A 19,809-nucleotide genomic window follows, 5' to 3' on the forward strand; every position below is an offset into this window, starting at 1 on the left:
CGTCTATTGGCCCTGTTCCTTGTACTTGGCTTCGGTTTCGGCCTTCTGCGGGCGCCACCATGCTTCGTTGTCGCGGTACCACTTGATGGTGTCTTCGATGCCGGCCTCGAAGTTGGAGAACTCGGGCTTCCAGTCCAGCTCGGTGCGCAGCTTCGTGGAGTCGATCGCGTAGCGCAGGTCATGGCCCGGGCGGTCCACGACGTGGTCGTAGGCGTCGTTGTCCTGGCCCATGTGCGAGAGGATCAGCTCCACGACGTCCTTGTTGTTCTTCTCGCCGTCCGCGCCGATCAGGTAGGTTTCCCCGATCCGGCCCTTGTCGATGATCGCCAGCACGGCGGAGGAGTGGTCGTTCGCGTGGATCCAGTCGCGGACGTTCTCGCCCTTGCCGTAGAGCTTCGGGCGGATCCCGTCGATCACGTTGGTGATCTGGCGCGGGATGAACTTTTCCACGTGCTGGTACGGGCCGTAGTTGTTCGAGCAGTTGCTGATCGTGGCCTGCAGCCCGAAGGAGCGCACCCATGCCCGGACCAGCAGGTCCGAACCGGCCTTCGTCGAGGAGTACGGGCTGGAGGGGTTGTAGGGGGTGTTCTCGGTGAACCGTTCCGGGTCATCGAGCTCCAGGTCGCCGTAGACCTCGTCGGTGGAGATGTGGTGGAAACGCTTGCCGTGCTTCCGGGCGGCCTCGATCAGCGTGTACGTGCCGATGATGTTGGTGTCCAGGAACGGGCGCGGGTCATGCAGGGAGTTGTCATTGTGCGATTCCGCGGCGTAGTGGACCACGACGTCGCTCGCCGCGACGAGGGGCTCGACGACGGACGGGTCCGCAATGTCCCCGTGCACGAAGGTGAGCCGCTCGCTCGGCAGGTGCGTGATCGACTCCAGGTTCCCGGCATAGGTGAGCTTGTCCAGCACCGTGACATGGTGGTCCGTGTTGGCGATGACGTAGTGGACAAAGTTTGAACCGATGAAGCCGGCGCCGCCGGTGACAAGGAGTTTCTGCATGGAACCAGCCTACCGAACGTGGGGATCGTGCCTAGAACCGTCGCCGCGTCCTTCGGAAGGCTTCAAGCATTAGCCTGGCCAGCATGAACCGCGCCTTGACGATCTTCGACAAAGATCGCCAGCCCGCAGGGGTCTGGTTTTCGTCGTGGAGCCGCCGATAGACCGTGGAATCGTCGAGGTGGGCTATGGAGCCTGCGACGTTGCCACATATAGCCAGCCACAGGTCGTGCGACTCGCGGACATAGCTGGGGATGGGTGTGAAGAGCCCGACGGCGTCCCGGCGGAATCCCATCGCGCAACCGTAATATGCGCGATAGCCGACAAGCACGGCGAACAGGTTCGCCAGATGACGGCCAGAATCAGTGGAGCGCAACCGTGGAATCCAAGGCCGGGGTCCCCCGCCAAGAACGTCAAAGTTACTGGCCACGACTTTATGGGTATCAAGTGCCTGCAACATCTTGGTGAGACGACCGGGAATCCAGACATCGTCTTGATCCGAAAGGAAGACGAATTTTCCGACACTCAGGCCCACGGCTTCTTCAAACGTTCGGACGTAGCCCTTGTTCGAGGATGCCCTCACAAGGCGGACGCGCGGATCCTTGATGCTCCCGATAACGTCGGCTGTGTCATCGGGCGACGCGTCATCGACGACGACCACCTCGTCGTTGGGCCCGAGTTCGCTGAGAATCGAGGCGATCTGCTCTCCAACAAAACTTGTTCCCTTATACGTGGCCATGCAGATACTTGCACGGATTTCGCGCCCGTCCGCCATCGTCGCATCGTTCATGCACAACACTCTATGGGACTCCGGTGTTCGCAAGGATCCCGTCTTCGTCATGCCTCTCGATAAGGACTGCCGGCCCTCATGATCGGCGCAGGACGTAACGACCGCGAAAATGAAAGATAGGATCATCGACTAAGGCAACTGGCGCGGACCAGCCAGGATCCCGCGAAGCAATTCGCAGGCCGTTGATATATTGGAGACCTATGGAAACTCATGACTCGACGCGGGTCCTCGTCATCATGCCCGCTTGGAACGAAGCCGAGTCTGTGGGCGATACCGTTCGAGAAGTGCTGGGAGTGGGACGCGCATACGACGTCCTGGTTGTCAACGACGGCTCCACGGACGACACAGCGGAGCTCGCAGCAGCTGCGGGCGCCACTGTCCTTAACCTTCCCTTCAATCTCGGCGTCGGCGGGGCAATGCGGGCCGGCTTCAAGTACGCCCAGCGCACTGGCTACCGCCGGGTTATCCAGGTCGACGCGGACGGCCAGCACGATCCAGAGCACATCGAAGAGGTACTGGCAGGGCTAAACCATGCCGACATCTCAATCGGAGCGCGGTTCGCGGACAAGGGAGCGTACAAAGTCAGCGGTCCGCGCAAATGGGCCATGCAGTTCCTCGCAAAGGTCATATCAGGACTCGCCAAGACGAGGCTAACGGATGTGACATCGGGTTTCCGCGCAGCGAATGAACGTGCCATCAGCCAATACCTCGACCACTATCCGGCCGAATACCTGGGCGACACCATCGACTCACTCGTCGTCGCCATTCGCTCAGGCTGTAGCGTGACCCAGATCCCCGTGGCTATGCGTCCCCGCCAAGGCGGAACACCCAGCCACAACCCGCTCAAAGCCGCAATCTACCTCGGGCGATCTGTGTTTGCCCTCTTGTTCGCATTGACCCGCAAAAGGTCACACATCACATCGGGTCACATTGCCGTTGAGGGGACTTCGTAAATGGGCAACCTAGCCGCATTCATTCTCTCCCTGGCAATTGTCGGCGTCGTCGTGGAGATGCTCCGGCGTAAGAAACTTCGTGAAAAGTACGCCGCGTTATGGCTGGTCGTGGGCACAGGCACCCTCATACTGGCCGCCTTCCCCAGCCTGCTGACAATCGTGACGCAGTTCGTCGGAGTGCAACTGCCCTCCAACCTCCTGTTCATCATCAGCATCTTGCTCCTATTGGGTGTCTGTCTGCACCTGTCATGGGAAATATCCGTCGTCGAAGACGAGACGCGCACACTCGCCGAAGAGGTCGCGATACTGCGAGCCCTCGTAGAGCAGCAAGCCGCCGCTAACCCCGCGAATGGCGACACCTCAAATACCACCACCTCGAAATAAGGACGCGAACAGCTCCCCATGGCACTGGACATTTTCATCCCATACTGGGGCGATGCAGCTTTGATGAAACAGGCTGTCGACAGCGTCCTGGCGCAAAACTCAAGCGACTGGTTTCTGACTGTCGTGGATGATGCATATCCGGATGACGAGGTGCGACGCTACGTTGAAGGCCTTGGCGACGCGAGGATCAAATACATCCGCAAGGACGTGAATGAGGGCATCACCGAGAACTTCAGGACTTGTGTGTCGCTCGCGACGCAGGACGTCCTAGTGGTCATGGGATGCGACGACAAGCTTCTTCCGAATTTCGTGGATGTTGTCCTCGGGGCCCACGAGTCGTTCCCTGAGGCTTGGATCATCCAGCCTGGTGTAACTGTCATCGATGAGAATGGGCAGACTGCCGAACCTCTCGCCGACGTCGTCAAGCAGCGCTTGGTCAAACCAAAGGGCACCGGCCAACGAATTGTCAGGGGCGAGCCTTTGGCGGTTAGCCTCCTGCACGGCGACTGGCTCTACTGGCCTTCACTGGCATTTCGCCGGGACAGGATCCAGGACTTCGACTTCCGGAACGGGTTGGCTGTCATACAGGATCTGGCGCTCGTCATGGATATGGTGTTGGCAGGCGCCGAATTGCTCATCGAGCCGGAGGTCTGTTTCGCCTATCGTCGACACATCCACAGCGCCTCGTCGGCCAAACTCGTGGACGGTACAAGATTTGACGGTGAGCGCACCTACTTCGGGCTCGCAGGTCGACTTTGCAGGGACAAAGGCTGGCCCGCTGCTGCCCGTGCCGCGGCTTTCCGGTTGACATCGCGGGCCCACGCCCTGTTGCTTTTGCCCCGGGCCGCTTCGCATGGCGGTGTGGAGCCCGTCACCTCCCTGCTCCGCCATGCATTTGGAAAGTGAGAATCGGATATGACTCCTGAGCTGGACCAATCCCTTCGGCTTGCCAACGTCGCAGCAGTAGTCACCGCTTTCCGTCCGACACCGCGGTTGGTGGACAACGTGGCCTCACTCCTGAAGCAGCTATCCACAGTCGTCGTCGTCGACGACGGAGGAGGCTGCGGGTTCGACCACATCTTTGCGGCGGTTGCCGAGGCAGGTGCAGTGGTCCTCCGGTTGGAGTCGAACTCAGGGATCGCCGCTGCATTGAACGCCGGAATCGCCCGTGCGCGGGATCACGAGGACGTCGAACACATCGTCACGGTGGATCAAGACTCGCTTCTACCAGCCGGGTACGTCCAACAGCTGCTGGCCGCAGCGGCATCTGCCAGCTCTGCCGGGGTCCAGCCAGGGCTGGTTTCACCGGCGCGCATTCACGGAAACCCGGTGAAACGGGCAGGCACTAGGCGTGGTGTGGTGCTGGGCAAGGAACCCATCCAATCAGGACTGCTGATCCCGATCTCGACATTGGATGTCATCGGCCAATTCTGGGACGGACTGTTTATCGATCTGGTGGACACTGAATACTATTTCCGTGCGCTGGACGCAGGCCTGCCGACAGTACTTGCCGACACGGAATTCGATCATTCGCTTGGAACGATGGTTGATGCCAAGCTGTTCGGGCGAGCGGTTCGCCTCGGCGGCCGAAAGTTGCAGGTCCGGATCGCCGCAACGTGGCGCTACTACTACATTTTCCGAAACAGGATCCTCGTGGGCACGCGCTACGCACGTCGCCATCCGGTTTGGGTCATCGGCGGCATTTTGACCGATCTCCGGCACTTGGCGTACGTCAGTGTTCTCGCCCCCGGAAGGACAGCCCGGCTGGCATCAGCCGTCAGTGGCATAGTCGACGGCGTCCGCGGCAACAGCGGCCGAAAGCACCGGTAATCCGGGCTTGACGGTAGTCCGACGATATCGGCCCCGTTTTGCTGGGGACTGACGCGTAAGGAAAGATGTAGAGCATGCGTGGAATCATTCTTGCCGGTGGTACCGGATCTCGTCTGCACCCGATCACACACGGCATCAGCAAGCAGCTCGTGCCGGTGTACGACAAGCCAATGATCTACTACCCCCTGTCGACTCTCATTCTGGCGGGGATCCGCGACATCCTCATCATCACCACCCCCCACGACGCCGATCAGTTCCAGCGCCTCCTCGGGGACGGCTCGCAGTTCGGCATCAACCTCAGCTACGTTCAGCAGCCGTCCCCCGACGGCCTTGCCCAGGCATTCATCCTTGGTGCGGACCACATCGGAAGCGATACCGTCGCCCTCGTCCTCGGTGACAACATCTTCTACGGCCAAGGTATGGGGACGCAGTTGCGCCGACACGCCAACATCGACGGTGGCGCGGTCTTCGGTTACTGGGTTGGCGACCCCAAAGCGTACGGTGTCGTGGAATTTGATGAGACCGGGAAGGCTATTTCCCTTGAGGAGAAGCCCGCCAAGCCCAAGTCCCATTACGCCGTTCCGGGTCTGTACTTCTATGACAACGACGTCGTCGACATTGCCAAGAACCTGCAGCCCTCAGCACGCGGAGAACTCGAAATCACGGATGTGAACCGCACGTACCTCGAGAAGGAAAAGCTTCACGTCGAAATCCTTCCCCGCGGCACTGCGTGGCTGGATACAGGAACATTCAACGACCTCAACGACGCCTCCAACTTCATCCGTACTGTCGAGAACCGTCAGGGCCTGAAGATTGGCGCGCCCGAAGAAATCGCGTGGCGCCAAGGCTTCCTGACCGACGACGAACTCCGCCAACGCGCCGAGCCTCTGGTAAAAAGCGGCTACGGCCAGTATTTGCTCGGGCTCCTCGACGACTAGGGCTCAACATTCGCCCGTCGTCGCACGTCCTTAAGTTACAGGTGGGGTCCAATTGAGTTGGTATTCAACGCTTCCCGTTTTTCTTGCCAGCTTGGCAGTGCTCTTTATACCCGGGAGCTTGATTGCAGCGTCGCTGCGCCTCCGTGGCCTGACCTTCCTTGCGGTGGCACCGGTGCTCAGTGTCTTTACCGTCGCCGCTACTGCCATTGTCCTTCCCTACATGGGTCTCTCGTGGTCCCTGGCACCAGCCGTCGTCGCTGCCTTGGTCTTGGCGGCTCTTCTCTTCGCAGCGAGCTACCTCACCCGCGACCGACTCGCCGCACCATCACGGCTCCAATTCAAGCGGCCCACACCCGCTGTATATGTCGCGGTAACCGGCTTCCTCGTCGGCAGCCTTTCTATCGCAAGCGAACTCCACCAGGCTTTCGGCCGGCCGGACAACATATCGCAGACGTTTGACAACGTGTTCCACCTCAACGCGGTCCGCTACATCCTTGACACCGGCAACGGTTCGTCCTTGACCCTCACGAGCATGACAAACGGGGACAATCCGCCGTACTTCTACCCTGCGGCTTGGCATGACTTGGCGTCCCTCGTTGTGCAAATCACCGGAGCTCCGATCAGCGTTGCGGCAAACGTCCTAAACATCTGCATTGCAGCCGTAGTGTGGCCCCTCGGCTGCATGTTCCTGACGCAAGTCGTCACCAAAGGAAACGGCTACGTTGTTGGTGCCGCCGGTCTTCTCGCGGCAGGGTTTAGTGCTTTCCCCCTGCTGTTGTTGGATTTTGGCGTCCTCTACCCGAACTTCCTCGCGCTGAGTATGCTGCCGACGGCGTTGGCTGCCGTGGCCGTGTTTTTCGCGGCCGGCGACATCAGGAGGATACCGGCCCTCGCCCGTTTCGCCCTAGCACCCAGCCTTGCAGCAGGACTCGCGATTGCGCATCCAAACGGGCTCATGTCTCTCGTGGCCCTGTCAGCGCCGATTTTGCTCTTCAGCTATGTTCGATACTGCGTTCGACAACGTAGGCGAGCTCTCGGTTACCGGGGCATCATCGTCTTCGGCGTGGGATTGGTGGTCGCTTTTGCAGTCATGGCGGTCATGTGGAAGCTGATCCGGCCGCCGGCGGAGGCGTCCGGCTGGAAGCCGGTCCAGACTGTTGGCCAGGCGGTCGGAGAAGTCATGACAAACTCGCCGATGCATCACGCTCCTGCGTGGGCAGTGAGCGGCTTAATGCTTTTGGGAATCGCCGTCCTTGCGCGGAGACGGCATAACTTGTGGTTCTTGGTGTCGTTTCTCGTCTCTGCCGTGTTGTTTGTGGTCGTCTCCGCCGGTCCAGACCCGTGGTTCCGGAATGTGCTGACCGGTGTCTGGTACAACGACAGCTACCGCCTGGCGGCCTTGCTGCCGATTGTGGCAGTACCCCTATCAGCGATCGGTCTAGCCTGGCTGATCAAAAGGTGCCAGCTCTGGTGGTTCTCTAGCCGGGAGACTCGAAGTAAGTGGTTCGGAACACGGGACCGAGTGCAGGTTGTTGGTGCGATCGTCCTGCCTGTAGTGCTGCTCGCCATGGCCCTTGTGTTTCAAACGCTTCCTTTGGGTAGTTCCATAACCTCTGCTCGCAACATCTACTCGACGACTCCAAGCGCTCCCCTAGTGAATCAAGACGAAATGGCTCTTCTTGACGAGCTCGACAAGTACGTGCCACAAAATGCCACAATTGCGGTCAATCCTTGGAATGGCTCGGCAATGGCCTTCGCCCTTGCCGACAGAAACACAACATCCAAGCACACCCTTACGACGTACACGCCCGCGGTCCTCGTGGTGAACGATCGCCTCCGTGACGCTGTCAGCGACCCTGAGGTGTGCAAGGCAGTCCATGCGACCGGCGTCGGCTATGCTTTGAATTTTGGAACCCAAGAGGTTCATGGAGAGGACCACGGATTCAAGGGACTCTTGATTGAGAAAGCGACTCCAGGTTTCCAGCTACTAGCGCAGGTCGGTGAGGCGAAGCTCTTCAAAGTAACCGCGTGCGGTTAGTTTGAAGAGGCAGCTTCCTCCGAGGCCGAGCTCCGCAGGCCTCTGAGGAAGCCCGCGCCCGGATGATTCGTGACCACCTCAACGCCAAGACGCCCCGCCATAGGCGGGGCGTCTTGGACTCTCTCACGCGCGCTTAGACTTGGCTGCGTAGCTGCGCCACAGCCTCATCGATGGCTCCGTCAAACACGACATTTCCGTGTTTGAGCACCACACCTCGATCGCAAATGCGGGACACGAGTTCGAGGTCGTGGCTGACCACGACGAGGGTCTTCCCTGCCGCGGAAAGCTCCTTGATCCTGGCGAGGCACTTGCGCTGAAACGGCTCGTCTCCAACTGCCAGTATCTCGTCCACGAGGAAAACCTCTGGATCTGTGTGAACGGCGACTGAGAACGCCAGGCGAAGGTACATTCCAGATGAATAGAACCTGACCTCCGTGTCGATGAACTCGCCGATCTCGGAAAATTCCACGATGGAGTCGAATTGTTCGTCGATCTGAGCTTCAGTCATCCCCAAGATCGCGCCGTTCAGGTAGACGTTCTCCCGGCCCGACAGGTCATGATGGAACCCGGCGCCTACCTCGATAAGGCCGGCAACTCTGCCCCGCGTGCGCACAGATCCACTATCGGGCAACATGACACCTGAAATGTGCTTGAGCAGCGTGGACTTGCCGGACCCATTCAAGCCCAACAACGCCACAGTCTCACCTTGTTGGATTTCAAGATCGACATTGTGAAGAGCGTGGAACTTCTTCGAGATGTCGCCCTTACGGCCGGTGACAAGCCAGACAATTGCTTCCTTGAGGGAGCGCGTATGCCTCAGCACGAACTGCTTATTCAGTTTCTGGACTTCGATTGCAACAGACATCGTCACAGCTCCTGCGCGAATCGGCCCTCAAGCCTGCGGAATACCCACTGGCCGAGAACGAGAACTGCAAGGGAAACCACGATTCCCACAGGGACCCAAAGGGGCAGAAGATTCGGCGGCATGGGGGCCGTTTCATCGGTGGTTGGAAGCCAGAAGGCATAATGAAACGCCTCCACGCCGATCGTAATGGGATTGACTTGGTAAACGGCGTACCAGCTCGCGCCGAGTTTGCTCTGCACCATGGTCCACGAGTACATGATGGGAGAGGTCCACGTCGCAACCATCAGCAGCATGTCCACGATGTTCTCGGAGTCCCTGAAATAGACATTCGCAGAGCCAAAGAGGAGGCCTAAACCGGTAGCCAACATAGCTACGATCACGAAACCCGCGACGGCTGCGACGAGCTGCAGCAGGCTCGGGTGCCACCCTGCGAAGACACAGGCGACAACCAGGACAATCAACTGCGGAATGAAATGTACGGCCGAAACCCAGACAGAGGCAACGGGGAATAGCTCACGCGGCAGGTAGATCTTCTTGATGAGGCCACCGTTGCCCACTATGGAACGTGCAGCGTTGCTGAGCGCCTCCGTGAAAAAGTTGATCAGGACGATTCCGGAGAACAAGTACACTGCGTAGTTGGCCAGGCCGTCCGGGTTTCGAGCGCTCTTCTCAAGTCCTAGAAATACGCCCAAGGCAATGTAAAAGACGAGGAACTGAACGCCCGGCTTTACGTATGACCAAAGCAGCCCAAGAACCGAGCCCTTGTAGCGGATCTGCAGTTCTTTCCGAACAAGGAGTTTGAGCAGGAATCGCTGTCTGAACACGTCCGCGAGCCCGCCCCCGACGCCCGGACGGACGAGAGGGGCGGTCTCGCTGAAGCCACTCGCAGTTGTCACCCGTTGGCCTTTTCCTGCGGAGTCGTGGTGGTCACCGCGTCGAAAGTCTCGCGCCACGCCTGCTGCGACGTGAACTCGGGCAGGCTCCGGGAATACTCCTCGGAAAGCTTTTCCCAGTCCTGGAGAAGTTGCTGGTGGAGCTTGATGCTGCGGGCCATCATATTGCGGAAATGCTCAGGATGGCGCTTGTACCAAGATGCACCGGTTCCGTCCGCGGACGAGACAATTGCCGAGTCCAGCTGGGACAGTCGCCACCAGCGGGCATCCATTGCCGGAACGAGGGCCTCTGGGTGCTCCAGGGCTCCCGGCCTTACGCTTTGCACCTGACGAACCCCTGCTGATGCAGCTGTCGCGAGGGCAGCGAAAATTGACTTCGGGGAAGACGGCTTCTTTCCACGCTTGGGTGGCTTCACGCGCCTTACTTGCGGGAAGGTTGCTACCTCTTTTGTGATCCGGGCATCATCGAAGTCCGCACGTCGCGCACGAATTTCGGGGAGCTTGGTCCGAATTGTCTGGTGCAAGTGCGAAGGTCCCTTGAGCAGGTCCTCAAGGGCGTCCAAGCGAAGCTCGACCGCCGAGTACTGCATCGACAACAAGTGCTTGACATCCACCATGAAACTCTGGCGCGGCAGGAATCCGCCCTTCTTGTAGGGCGAGTAGACCAGGGCGGCAAGCCAGCGGTTTCGCTGGTGGAAGTAGGCCTGCCAGTCGATGGTGTCATCCTTTTCAGTCCACGGCATGTGCCAGACAGCGGCCCCCGGGAGGGTGACTGTCGGGTAGCCGTGGCGGCGGGCCCGGATGCCGTATTCGGCGTCGTCCCACTTGATGAATACCGGAAGAGACAGTCCGATGTCGCGGAGAACACTGGTCGGGATCAAACACATCCACCAGCCGTTGAAGTCCACGTCGATCCGGCGATGCATCCACGGCGTGGTGCGAAGGTTGCTCGCGGAAAAGTCATGCGCTTCTTTTGTGCTCTCGACCGCGCCCCATTGGAACTTGTACTCGTTCACTTCCTCGCCGAAGCTGTGCATCACCGAGCGTTCGTACAAGTTGAACATGTGACCGCCCACGATCGACGGCTTCCGCGTGAAGTCAGCGAAGTTGATAGCGCGCAACACGCCCTCTGTTTCGATGATCACGTCATCGTCCAACAGCAGGACGTACTTGCTCCGGCCGTCTTCAACCGTCTCGTGCATGCCGCGCGCAAAACCACCCGAACCACCGAGGTTGCCCTGCTCAATGAGTCCGAACTTGTCCCCGAGTCGAGCGGCTGCCTCTTCGAAGCCTTCCTGGTCCCGTACCTTCTGCGTACCTTGGTCCGTGATCAGGAGCCGGTCCATCACCTCGAGAAGCTCGGGGGAATCGGCAAATGTCGATAGGTGCTTGACGCAGAAATCGGGGCGGTTGAAAGTGGTTACCGCTACCGTGGCGGTGCCGGCCTCGAATCCTTCAGGCTTCTTTACGGACCATTCGGCGCCAAGGAGTTTGACCTGCTCAGATGAAGCCACGAGGTCAAACCAGTACCAGCCGCCGTCGCCGAAGTTGGCCAACGGCAGGACGACGTCTACCGGCCGTCCTGCGTCTACGCTGATGCTTTCAACCCTGTTGGAAGTACCCCTCGCACTGGACCGAAGAATGACAACGGTTGCCGGTGCGTCGACCGCGACCGTGAGGCGCACGCTGGTGATATCCGTGTGCGCCCGCCAGTAGCTCGCGGGGAACGCATTGAAGTACGTTCCGAAGGAAAGCCGCCGATAGGCCGGCAAGTGCAGCTGGCGCCGGTTCTCGATGAAGTCTGAGCGGATCTTTGCCCCGCTCGACGTAACGGCAGTGACGCCCGAACCGGATTTGGATGTCTGCGATTCTTCAGACACAACTCGCTGGGCTGCGTTAAAGTCCAGGTACAGCGGAAGGGTGTCGGTGTCGCCGTCCGTCGGAAAGACAACACGATGGACGGTCTGCCAATCTTCGCCCAGTCCGGGCGTAGCGCCCTGGTTCATGGGCTCTGTTGAAACGCTCATGCGTCCACTCCTCCGCTTTCAATTTCTGCGCCGCTTTCGAAGTGCGGACGGATCTTGTTGTCAAACATGGACAGGGCAGAACCGATGGCCATGTGCATATCGAGGTACTTGTAGGTGCCGAGGCGTCCGCCGAACAACACGTCCTTTTCAGCGGCTGCGAGATCGCGGTACTTCAGCAGCTTTTCGCGGTCATCCGGGGTGTTGATCGGGTAGTACGGCTCATCGCCGCTTTCGGCGAACCGGGAAAATTCGCGCATGATGACGGTTTTCTCCGTCTGGTAGCCACGCTCCGGGTGGAAATGGCGCGGCTCGATGATCCTGGTGAACGGGACGTCGTCGTCGTTGTAGTTGACAACGGACGTTCCCTGGAAGTCGCCCATGTCCAGGACTTCTTCTTCGAAATCGATGGTGCGCCAGGACAGATCTCCAGCGACAAAGTCGAAGTAGCGGTCCACAGGTCCTGTGTAGACGACCGGAATTTTGCCGACAACTTTGTTCTTTGAATACTCATGTGATTCGTCAAAGAAGTCCGTGTTCAGGCGAACTTCGATGTTCGGGTGCTCGGCCATCTTCTCGATCCACGCCGTGTACCCGTTGGTCGGCAGGCCCTCGTACTTGTCGTTGAAGTACCGGTTGTCGTAGTTGTACCTGACAGGAAGACGCGAAATGATGCCCGCCGGGAGATCCTTGGGGTCCGTCTGCCACTGCTTGCCGGTGTAGTGCTTGATGAATGCCTCGTACAGCGGGCGGCCGATCAGCTGGATGCCCTTGTCGTTGAGATTCTGAGGATCGGTTCCCGCGAGTTCGCCAGCCTGCTCCCTGATCAGGTCTTGCGCCTGGCCCGGAGTCAGGTTGGCACGGAAGAACTGGTTGATTGTGGCCAGGTTGATGGGAAGGGAGTAGACCTCGCCCTTGTGCACGCCGTACACCTTGTGCACGTAGTTTGTGAAGGTCGTGAACCGGTTGACATACTCCCACACTCGCTCGTTTGAAGTGTGGAAGAGATGCGCGCCATAGCGGTGCACTTCGATTCCTGTCTGCTCTTCCGTTTCGCTGTAGGCGTTGCCACCGATGTGGTGCCGGCGGTCAATGACAACAACCTTCAAGCCCAGCTCAGTGGCGGCCTGTTCTGCGATTGTCAGGCCAAAAAAGCCCGACCCGACGATGACGAGGTCAGCGGTCACAAATACTCCTGGTTCGAATGCGGGCAGCCTAATGATCTGCATTGGCTGCAGGTCAAGCCTACCTGAGATGCCGCATCCAATTGCCGCCGCGGCCGTTCGCTGCCCCGCGAGCACGGCGTTTTCCACATAGGCCAACTGCCCAAGAACACCCGGCCCACATCCCAAATATCGTGGATGAACAGCAGTCGCGCGAGCCGAAGGAGCGGACACAGTGACACTCCATTGCACCCTCGTCCGGGCCCCAGGGGCCTTACGGCAAGGTGAACCCGTCGAGCTCGCCATAGCCGTGGGCAACGGCACCCCCGGCGCCGTCGTCGAGGCCGCCGTGGCGGCCGAGTTCGGAACTGCGAGACTGACGGTCGATGGGCTACCGCTCGGCGGTCTCGCCGTTGGCTCGGCGCCGCTCATGTCCGGAGCTGTGTTGGTCGACGGGGCCGATCCGGAGGCACGGGATACCCCTAACAGCAAACGCGGTCCCGCGGCCCTGTCCTTGCTCGTGCACGCCGGACCTGCCGCGGGCCTGGTGATTCCACTGGAACGTGGCAGTTACAGGATCGGCAGGAGCGGCGCGGACATTTGCCTCCCGGATCCTGATGTTTCACGGGTTCACGCCGTGCTGACGATCTCCGAGACAGCAGTCACAATAAGGGACAACAACAGCGCTAACGGAACAATGGTCGATGGACGCAAAGTCCGCTCCTCTTCTCTCTCAACCGCTTCCACGATCCGTTGTGGCGGCTCCGTCATGTCAGTGGTCTTCGGCAACGAAGAATTCGGAGCGGATTCCCTGGGGGCAGCTGGCCTGGGCGTCGCCGAGCCGATTGTGGTTCTTCGGCGCCACGATGCCGGCAACCGCACGCAACTTCTCCTCACGGCCGGACTTCCGTTCCTGCTGGGAGTTGGAATGGCACTCGCCACTGGCATGTGGATGTTCCTTGGATTCACCGCAATTTCTGCCATCGCGGTCCTTGCCCCGGCAATATCGGGAAGACGTGAGCGCCGCCTTCTGGCTGCCGCGATCGCGGCGGCCGTCGAACAAGACCGAGCCCGACGACGGCGATGCTCACCGTCCGCTGCGGAGCTCGCCTATGCCGTCAGCTCAACTGCTTCCTCCTCAGGAGAACTCGGGCGAATGCAGTTTACGCCCCCAAAAACCAGTACAACGGAAGGAACGGTGGTCCGCCGCGATATCTGGCTCCGGCTCGGAACCAGTGTGCAGAACGCCTTGGTTGCACTCGATCCCGCGGATCCAAGCTTCGAGCCACCTCAGTTGGGCCCGGTGCCGGTGGCCCTGGATCCCTCTATCCAAGCAGTTTCACTCACGGGACCTGACGCCATCGTGGAAGGAATGTTCAGCTTTCTGCTCATGCAGCTGGCGGCCTTTCCCAGCGCGACCAACGTTCCTGTCCTCATACACGGACCGATTGCCTTCTTGCCGTTCAGCGCCCGTTTCCTCCCCCGCGTTACCTTGACCACGGACGCCTCTTCAGCAGCAGCTGTTCTTTCGGCGCCCGCGGAAAGATCAGGAGCACTGTTTCTGGTGGGGCCCGAACAGGATCCCGCCGTCGGCCCACTCCGGCTAGCGGCGATCGAGTCTGGCTGGAGAATCTTCCAACGCTCGGCGAGCGGCGATGAAAGCGATTACGTAGTCGATCTGTGGAACAGGCGCGCAGTCCTCCGCTCGTGTCTTTCAGAGACGGAATTCGATCCTGACCTTGTCCCGCGCTCGGTCTTTGACCTCTACTGTCGCTCCTTGGCAAGAGCGCCCGGCCTTACGGCAGAAAGGGCGCCGCTTGTCCCGTCTACCTGCCAGCTGGCTGACCTGCTTCCCTTTGAGCCCTCTGACATCGCAACCCGCTGGCACGCTTCTTCAGCACGCAGAGGGCTTTCAGCGGTCATCGGACGAGGAGCCGACGGTCCCCGGTCCCTGGACCTGGTTTCGGATGGCCCGCATCTCCTCGTTGCTGGAACAACGGGATCGGGCAAGTCCGAACTTCTGCGCACAATAGTGTCGGCGATCTCGCTGACCCACAGCCCGGACCGGGTCAACTTCCTGTTTGTTGATTTCAAGGGAGGTTCGGGACTCGGGCCATTGGTCGACCTCCCGCAATGCGTCGGAATGCTCACGGACCTCAGTGAACACGAGCTCGAACGTACCCTCACGTCCCTCCGTGCCGAGGTTCGGATGCGGGAGGGGATCCTCACGAAGGCCGGTGTCCCTGATTTGCCCGCATACTGGGCCAACGTCGGGGGAACCGGGAGTGGGGCAGCAACGGGACGAAGAACCCAATTTCCAGTGCTGCCCCGTCTGGTCCTTGTGATCGACGAATTCAGGATGCTCATTGAAGACGCCCCTGATGCCTTGGCCGAATTGATGCGGATCGCCACCCTGGGCCGGTCTCTGGGCATCCACCTGATCATGGCAACCCAACGTCCACAGGGTGCACTGAGTGCGGACATCCGGGCGAACGTCACCACCAGCATTGCTCTTCGCGTCCAATCGGAAATGGAATCCCGGGACGTCATCAACTCGGCCGCAGCGGCATCGATTCCCGTGTCCCTGCCTGGCCGCGCGTACATGGTCCGCGGAGTGGAAGATGCCGAGCCCTTTCAGTCAGCGACTCTCTCCGGTAGCGAAAAGGCCCCGTCACTCACGAAGACCATTGCCCGGCCGGCGGCAGGGTCGCTCCGCTTCAGCGGTTGGTTCGAAAGCGCCGAGGCAGAGACTCAGGCTGTGGAGGCAACGCCCGCGGAAGCCGCCCGCCCCATCATCAAAGCAATCAACCGGGTTTGGGACGTCCACGGGGGTAGACCGCTCCGGACACCTGTTGCACATCCCCTTCCTGAGTCCATCCCGTTTCCCGAATCCCTTGGCAGGACGGCAACGACAAGCAAGCACGCGGCAAGCAGAACGAGGGCAGGCCCGACGGCCTACCTTGGCTTGGCCGACTTCCCCACGCAGCAACGAGTGGCCGGCCTGTGCTGGAGTCCGCTCGTCCACGGGCATCTTGGACTCGTTGGCCCTCCTGGAAGCGGAATTGAAGATGCCTGTCGGGCAACAGCGGCGCAACTTGTTGGAGGTGCGGAGGACCTCCATCTCTACGTCCTTGACGGAGACGGCTTATTCGCTGATGTGGGAGCCCAGGGACGCGTGGGTGCGGTTGCCACCGTCAACGACATCAGAAGGGGCGTCCGCATCCTGGAGAGGCTCGCGGCCGAAATGTCGGCGCGGCAATCCCTAGGGACCGTCGTCGGGCAAGTCCCTCTTTTCCTCGTCATATCAAGCTGGGGTTCGTGGGTCTCTGAGTTGCGCGCAGGGCCCCTGGCCTGGGCCGAAGACCTTGTCCATGCAATCGTCCGCGATGGACCGAAGTCAGGACTGGCCGTTCTTGTCACGGGCGACCGCGAACTGACGGCGTCGCGCATGTTCGCGTCAATCCCCAACCGCGCATACTTTCCCGCCGGAACCACAGAAGAAGGGCGGTTGGCGTGGCCCCGTTTCGCGGCAATGAAGGCCCTGAGGGGTCGGGCCGTCGTGGGCGGCAACTTCATAGAAGTTGACACTGCAGTCGCCCAGCTAGTGGCACCCCTGCCAAATGCGGCCTGGCCGTACTGTGTGCCCTGTCAGCCTGGTCGGCACCCATTCCGGGTGGATCCCTTGCCGCAACTCATCCGCGCTTCGGATCTCGCGGCGGACAACCGAACAGAAGCCGTCGCCCATTCCCCCGCTCGCGGGCCGGGATCGGTGCTCATCGGCGTGGGAGGGGACGAAAACGAACCTGTTTGGATCACACTGCCGCGATCAGCCGTCCTCCTCGCCCTCGGTACCCCGGGTTCAGGCAAGTCGTCCTTGCTCACCTCATTGGCTCAGCTCAATCCAGGCCGTGAATGGCGGACGCTACCCCAAGGTGCCGATCCTGATGCCTTTTGGGCCGAATTCCACCGGGACGCCAGCCGCAAGCTCGTGGGTCCGGAAGTCGTCCCCCTCGTGGACGACGCCGAACGCCTCAGCATCGAAACCGGTATTCTCCTGGCCGAACTTCCCGGTATGGGTTTCTCCGTCGTCGCAACTGCGGGTCACAGCCCGGCCCTTCTGCACCGGACGCCCCTTGCCTCCCTGGCCAGAAACCACGGAAGCGGAATTCTTCTGGGCAATGGCTCGCCTACAGCCGGGGACTTCTTCGGCGTGCGCCTCGACATTGAACACGCGGCACCGCCGGGTCGTGCTGTTCTCATCGAGAACGGACAAACACGTGCCCTCCAGGTCGCCGCTCCGGACTCGGAAGTAGCACCGGACTCGGAAGCCGCACCAAAGTGAAAACGGTCAGAGGGCGGCGCGGGATCCGCCCGCTCGGGACGCGAAGGCAATGACCCGCTTGTCGAACAAGAAGACAATCCCGGCCAAAGCCGGCACCACCATGGCAAGACCGGCGAGAACCAGCCCTCCAGTCAAAGTGGGAAAGCCGATCGTCAGGGCGAACAGTTGGGCAACCAACGCTGGCGCCCGGGTCCAGCGGTAGCCACGGAACAGGAAATGTCCCACGGCAAACAGCAACGCAGAAAAGGCCAGCAGGAGGCCCAGGGTGAACACGGCTCCCCAGAATGAGGCCACCGGAGCACCAGTCACCAACTCGTATATATACAGCACCCCGGCGGTCAATAGTGCGAGGGCTTCCAGCACAACCACGATCGAAATAACAACGATTCCTACGGGACGCGTTCCTCCGCCGGATGTCCGGCCAAAGTTGTCGCGGCCGGTCCCTCGGCTGTCGTCGCCGGGCGCTGCTGGGTCATGGTTAGGGTTCAGAGGGGGTCTTGACACACTGGCACACTACCGGACATAGTCGAATACCTGTGAGTAGCCCGGCGGCCAGTGTGATGCATCGCTCACGGTTTCAAAGGCTTGAACCCCTTGTTTACATGGCGTTAACATGACACGCTTGACTCAGACGACCAAGGGGGCCCAATGGGTCCCCTTTCCTATGAAGCCTCTCGTGAATATTTTCACAAAAGGCTTAACTAGTACTCACGAATGGAGTGACTGATCAGCATGGATTGGCGTAACCGCGCAGCCTGCCTTGACAAGGACCCGGAGCTTTTCTTCCCAGTAGGCAACACCGGCCCTGCGCTTCTCCAGATCGAGGAAGCGAAGAGTGTCTGCCGCCGCTGTCCCGTCGTGGACACATGCCTTCAGTGGGCGCTTGAATCGGGCCAGGACGCTGGCGTCTGGGGCGGTATGAGCGAGGACGAGCGACGCGCGCTCAAGCGCCGCGCCGCCCGCGCCCGCCGCGCTTCCTAAGCGTCTGGGACCCACAAAGCACAGCGCCTGAGGCAAAGAGAACATACGAAGATGGCCCGGACCGAAAGGTCCGGGCCATCTTCGTATGTCTGTCGCGTCTACCGACAGAGCGCGTCGCGAGCGGCCGGCATTAGCTTCGCACCAGGTTCAGGACGATCTCGACGGCGGTGCCACCGCCGTCGCGCGGCATCCACTGGATGCTGCCACCCAACTCGCTCGTGACAAGTGTCCGCACAATCTGAAGGCCGAGGCCCTCCGTGTAGGACCCCTCGGGCAGACCGACCCCATCATCGGCAATCGTCACCGTCAGGAGTTCATCGCCGCGCTCCCCCGTGGAACGATCGGCCATCAGCCATACTGTTCCGGCCCGTCCTTCAAGACCGTGCTCCACGGCATTTGTCACGAGCTCATTGATAACCAACGCAAGAGGCGTGGCGAAGTCGCTCGGCAATTCCCCGAACAGGCCGGCGCGCTCGGTCCGGACGTGCTGCGAAGGGGACGCTACTTCCGCCGAAAGCCGGAACTGACGTCCGATGAGTTCGTCGAAATCAACGCTCTGAGTGAGCCCCTGCGAAAGCGTCTCGTGCACCAGCGCAATCGTCGCCACTCGCCGCATTGCCTGCTCCAGGCCCTGCTTCGCCTCATCGCTGACCATCCGCCGCGACTGCATGCGCAGCAAAGCAGCCACTGTCTGCAGGTTGTTCTTGACACGGTGGTGGATTTCACGAATCGTCGCGTCCTTCGTCACCAGCTCGAGCTCGCGGCGTCGCAGCTCGGAGACGTCGCGGCACAAAACCAGAGCACCGAAGCGATGCTTTTCATCGCGCAACGGAATCGCGCGCAGTGACAAGCTGACTCCGCGGGACTCGATTTCGCTTCTCCACGGCATCCGACCGGTCACGACCAGCGGCAACGTCTCGTCCACCATCCGCCGGTCCTTGAGGAGTCCTGCGGTTACTTCCGCGAGGGACCGCCCTTCCAAGGTTTCCACCTCGCCGAGGCGGCGGAACGCGGAGACGCCGTTCGGACTCGCATACTGCACGATGCCGTCGGCGTCGAGCCTGATGAGGCCGTCACCCACGCGGGGAGCGCCGCGGCGGGAACCCGTCGGCGAAGCGAAGTCCGGCCACAGTCCCAGCGTTCCCATGCGGAGCAGATCGTAGGCGCATTGCCTGTACGTGAGTTCCAGGCGTGAAGGCATCCGTGAACTGGAAAGGTCCATATGGGATGTGACGACCGCAAGGGTCCGTCCGTTCCTGACCATGGGCACCGCTTCTACCCGCAAGGCCATCTCGCTGCTCCAGCTTGTTTCGCTGGATCGTTCGATGGAGCGGCTGGACCACGCCTTGTCGACTATCGGTCGCAGATCCGAGCGGATGCCTTCCCCGACGAAGTCCGCATGAAACACGGTGTGGCTCGTCGACGGCCTGACGTGGGCAAGCGCGATGTAACCGAATTCAGGGTGCGGAAACCATAGGGCCAAGTCCGCGAACGCCAGGTCGGCGACCATCTGCCAGTCGCCGACCAGGAGGTGCAGCCATTCGGCATCTCCAGGCCCGAAATCAGCGTGCTCCCTGATGGGGTCTGTAAAGATTGCCACTGCACCTCC

16 protein-coding genes are annotated in these 19,809 nt (G+C 60.6%); 8 read left to right on the forward strand and 8 right to left on the reverse strand.

Annotated features, from left to right (window positions below):
- Positions 1-3: 3 nt before the first annotated feature.
- Both rfbB and QRN52_RS03060 read right to left on the reverse strand, forming a co-directional pair.
- Positions 4-1,002: a dTDP-glucose 4,6-dehydratase gene (gene rfbB / locus QRN52_RS03055; RefSeq protein WP_284751296.1), complete on the reverse strand. Its 999-nt coding sequence runs from the start codon at positions 1,000-1,002 to the stop codon at positions 4-6.
- A gap of 31 nt (positions 1,003-1,033) precedes the next feature.
- On the reverse strand, positions 1,034-1,789 hold the full coding sequence (locus tag QRN52_RS03060; protein ID WP_284751297.1) for a glycosyltransferase: 756 nt from the start codon (positions 1,787-1,789) through the stop codon (positions 1,034-1,036).
- 200 nt (positions 1,790-1,989) lie between these two features.
- Here QRN52_RS03060 and QRN52_RS03065 point away from each other — a divergent pair, with 200 nt between their 5' ends.
- The 6 genes from QRN52_RS03065 to QRN52_RS03090 all read left to right on the forward strand — a co-directional run bounded on the left by QRN52_RS03065 (position 1,990) and on the right by QRN52_RS03090 (position 7,932).
- On the forward strand, positions 1,990-2,742 hold the full coding sequence (locus QRN52_RS03065; RefSeq protein WP_284751298.1) for a glycosyltransferase family 2 protein: 753 nt from the start codon (positions 1,990-1,992) through the stop codon (positions 2,740-2,742).
- On the forward strand, positions 2,743-3,126 hold the full coding sequence (locus tag QRN52_RS03070) for a DUF2304 domain-containing protein (protein ID WP_284751299.1): 384 nt from the start codon (positions 2,743-2,745) through the stop codon (positions 3,124-3,126). It abuts the gene before it with no gap.
- Positions 3,127-3,144: 18 nt separating this feature from the next.
- A complete protein-coding gene (locus tag QRN52_RS03075) occupies positions 3,145-4,032 on the forward strand; it encodes a glycosyltransferase family 2 protein (protein ID WP_284751300.1) in 888 nt (295 codons plus the stop codon).
- Between the two features lie 9 nt (positions 4,033-4,041).
- Positions 4,042-4,956, forward strand: a complete 915-nt coding sequence (locus QRN52_RS03080; protein WP_284751301.1) for a glycosyltransferase — start codon at positions 4,042-4,044, stop codon at positions 4,954-4,956.
- A 74-nt stretch (positions 4,957-5,030) separates the two neighbouring features.
- Entirely contained in the window at positions 5,031-5,894 is an 864-nt protein-coding gene (rfbA, locus tag QRN52_RS03085; protein ID WP_284751302.1) for a glucose-1-phosphate thymidylyltransferase RfbA, read from the forward strand.
- Positions 5,895-5,991: 97 nt separating this feature from the next.
- The gene (locus QRN52_RS03090; RefSeq protein ID WP_350225121.1) at positions 5,992-7,932 is read left to right on the forward strand and encodes a DUF6541 family protein; all 1,941 of its coding nucleotides are present in this window, start codon (positions 5,992-5,994) and stop codon (positions 7,930-7,932) included.
- A 133-nt stretch (positions 7,933-8,065) separates the two neighbouring features.
- Here the strand turns inward: QRN52_RS03090 and QRN52_RS03095 are convergent, their stop codons facing one another.
- Genes QRN52_RS03095 through glf form a run of 4 tightly spaced genes read right to left on the reverse strand, consistent with a single transcriptional unit; the run spans position 8,066 to position 12,901 of the window.
- Positions 8,066-8,797 carry an ABC transporter ATP-binding protein gene (locus tag QRN52_RS03095; RefSeq protein WP_284751304.1) on the reverse strand — a complete coding sequence of 244 codons (732 nt, stop codon included), beginning with the start codon at positions 8,795-8,797 and terminating at the stop codon, positions 8,066-8,068.
- A 2-nt stretch (positions 8,798-8,799) separates the two neighbouring features.
- Entirely contained in the window at positions 8,800-9,693 is an 894-nt protein-coding gene (locus QRN52_RS03100) for an ABC transporter permease (protein ID WP_284751305.1), read from the reverse strand.
- Positions 9,690-11,717, reverse strand: coding sequence for a glycosyltransferase (locus QRN52_RS03105; protein WP_284751306.1), 2,028 nt, complete (start codon positions 11,715-11,717; stop codon positions 9,690-9,692). Before QRN52_RS03105 ends, QRN52_RS03100 begins: the two co-directional genes overlap by 4 nt.
- A complete protein-coding gene (glf, locus tag QRN52_RS03110) occupies positions 11,714-12,901 on the reverse strand; it encodes a UDP-galactopyranose mutase (protein WP_284751307.1) in 1,188 nt (395 codons plus the stop codon). The genes QRN52_RS03105 and glf overlap by 4 nt, the downstream gene beginning before the upstream one ends.
- A gap of 211 nt (positions 12,902-13,112) precedes the next feature.
- On the opposite strand from glf, the gene QRN52_RS03115 reads away from it, so the two are divergent.
- Complete coding sequence (locus QRN52_RS03115; RefSeq protein ID WP_284751308.1) at positions 13,113-17,219, forward strand: type VII secretion EssC family protein; 4,107 nt, start codon at positions 13,113-13,115, stop codon at positions 17,217-17,219.
- A 6-nt stretch (positions 17,220-17,225) separates the two neighbouring features.
- Here QRN52_RS03115 and QRN52_RS03120 read toward each other — a convergent pair whose 3' ends face one another.
- Entirely contained in the window at positions 17,226-17,723 is a 498-nt protein-coding gene (locus QRN52_RS03120; protein ID WP_390279195.1) for a hypothetical protein, read from the reverse strand.
- 228 nt (positions 17,724-17,951) lie between these two features.
- On the opposite strand from QRN52_RS03120, the gene QRN52_RS03125 reads away from it, so the two are divergent.
- On the forward strand, positions 17,952-18,200 hold the full coding sequence (locus tag QRN52_RS03125) for a WhiB family transcriptional regulator (RefSeq protein ID WP_003804966.1): 249 nt from the start codon (positions 17,952-17,954) through the stop codon (positions 18,198-18,200).
- A gap of 130 nt (positions 18,201-18,330) precedes the next feature.
- Here the strand turns inward: QRN52_RS03125 and QRN52_RS03130 are convergent, their stop codons facing one another.
- Entirely contained in the window at positions 18,331-19,800 is a 1,470-nt protein-coding gene (locus tag QRN52_RS03130) for a sensor histidine kinase (RefSeq protein WP_284751309.1), read from the reverse strand.
- Positions 19,801-19,809: the final 9 nt, after the last annotated feature.

The organism is Arthrobacter sp. efr-133-R2A-120, from assembly GCF_030209835.1.
Lineage (GTDB): Bacteria > Actinomycetota > Actinomycetes > Actinomycetales > Micrococcaceae > Arthrobacter.

Excerpts from the sequence above, each read along its gene's own strand:
- QRN52_RS03065 (WP_284751298.1), top strand. The coding sequence starts at position 1,990 with ATGGAAACTCATGACTCGACGCGGGTCCTCGTCATCATGCCCGCTTGG.
- QRN52_RS03075 (WP_284751300.1), top strand. The coding sequence starts at position 3,145 with ATGGCACTGGACATTTTCATCCCATACTGGGGCGATGCAGCTTTGATG.
- QRN52_RS03070 (WP_284751299.1), top strand. The coding sequence starts at position 2,743 with ATGGGCAACCTAGCCGCATTCATTCTCTCCCTGGCAATTGTCGGCGTC.
- QRN52_RS03125 (WP_003804966.1), top strand. The coding sequence starts at position 17,952 with ATGGATTGGCGTAACCGCGCAGCCTGCCTTGACAAGGACCCGGAGCTT.
- QRN52_RS03060 (WP_284751297.1), bottom strand. The coding sequence starts at position 1,789 with ATGAACGATGCGACGATGGCGGACGGGCGCGAAATCCGTGCAAGTATC.
- QRN52_RS03080 (WP_284751301.1), top strand. The coding sequence starts at position 4,042 with ATGACTCCTGAGCTGGACCAATCCCTTCGGCTTGCCAACGTCGCAGCA.
- QRN52_RS03105 (WP_284751306.1), bottom strand. The coding sequence starts at position 11,717 with ATGAGCGTTTCAACAGAGCCCATGAACCAGGGCGCTACGCCCGGACTG.
- rfbA (WP_284751302.1), top strand. The coding sequence starts at position 5,031 with ATGCGTGGAATCATTCTTGCCGGTGGTACCGGATCTCGTCTGCACCCG.
- QRN52_RS03095 (WP_284751304.1), bottom strand. The coding sequence starts at position 8,797 with ATGTCTGTTGCAATCGAAGTCCAGAAACTGAATAAGCAGTTCGTGCTG.
- rfbB (WP_284751296.1), bottom strand. The coding sequence starts at position 1,002 with ATGCAGAAACTCCTTGTCACCGGCGGCGCCGGCTTCATCGGTTCAAAC.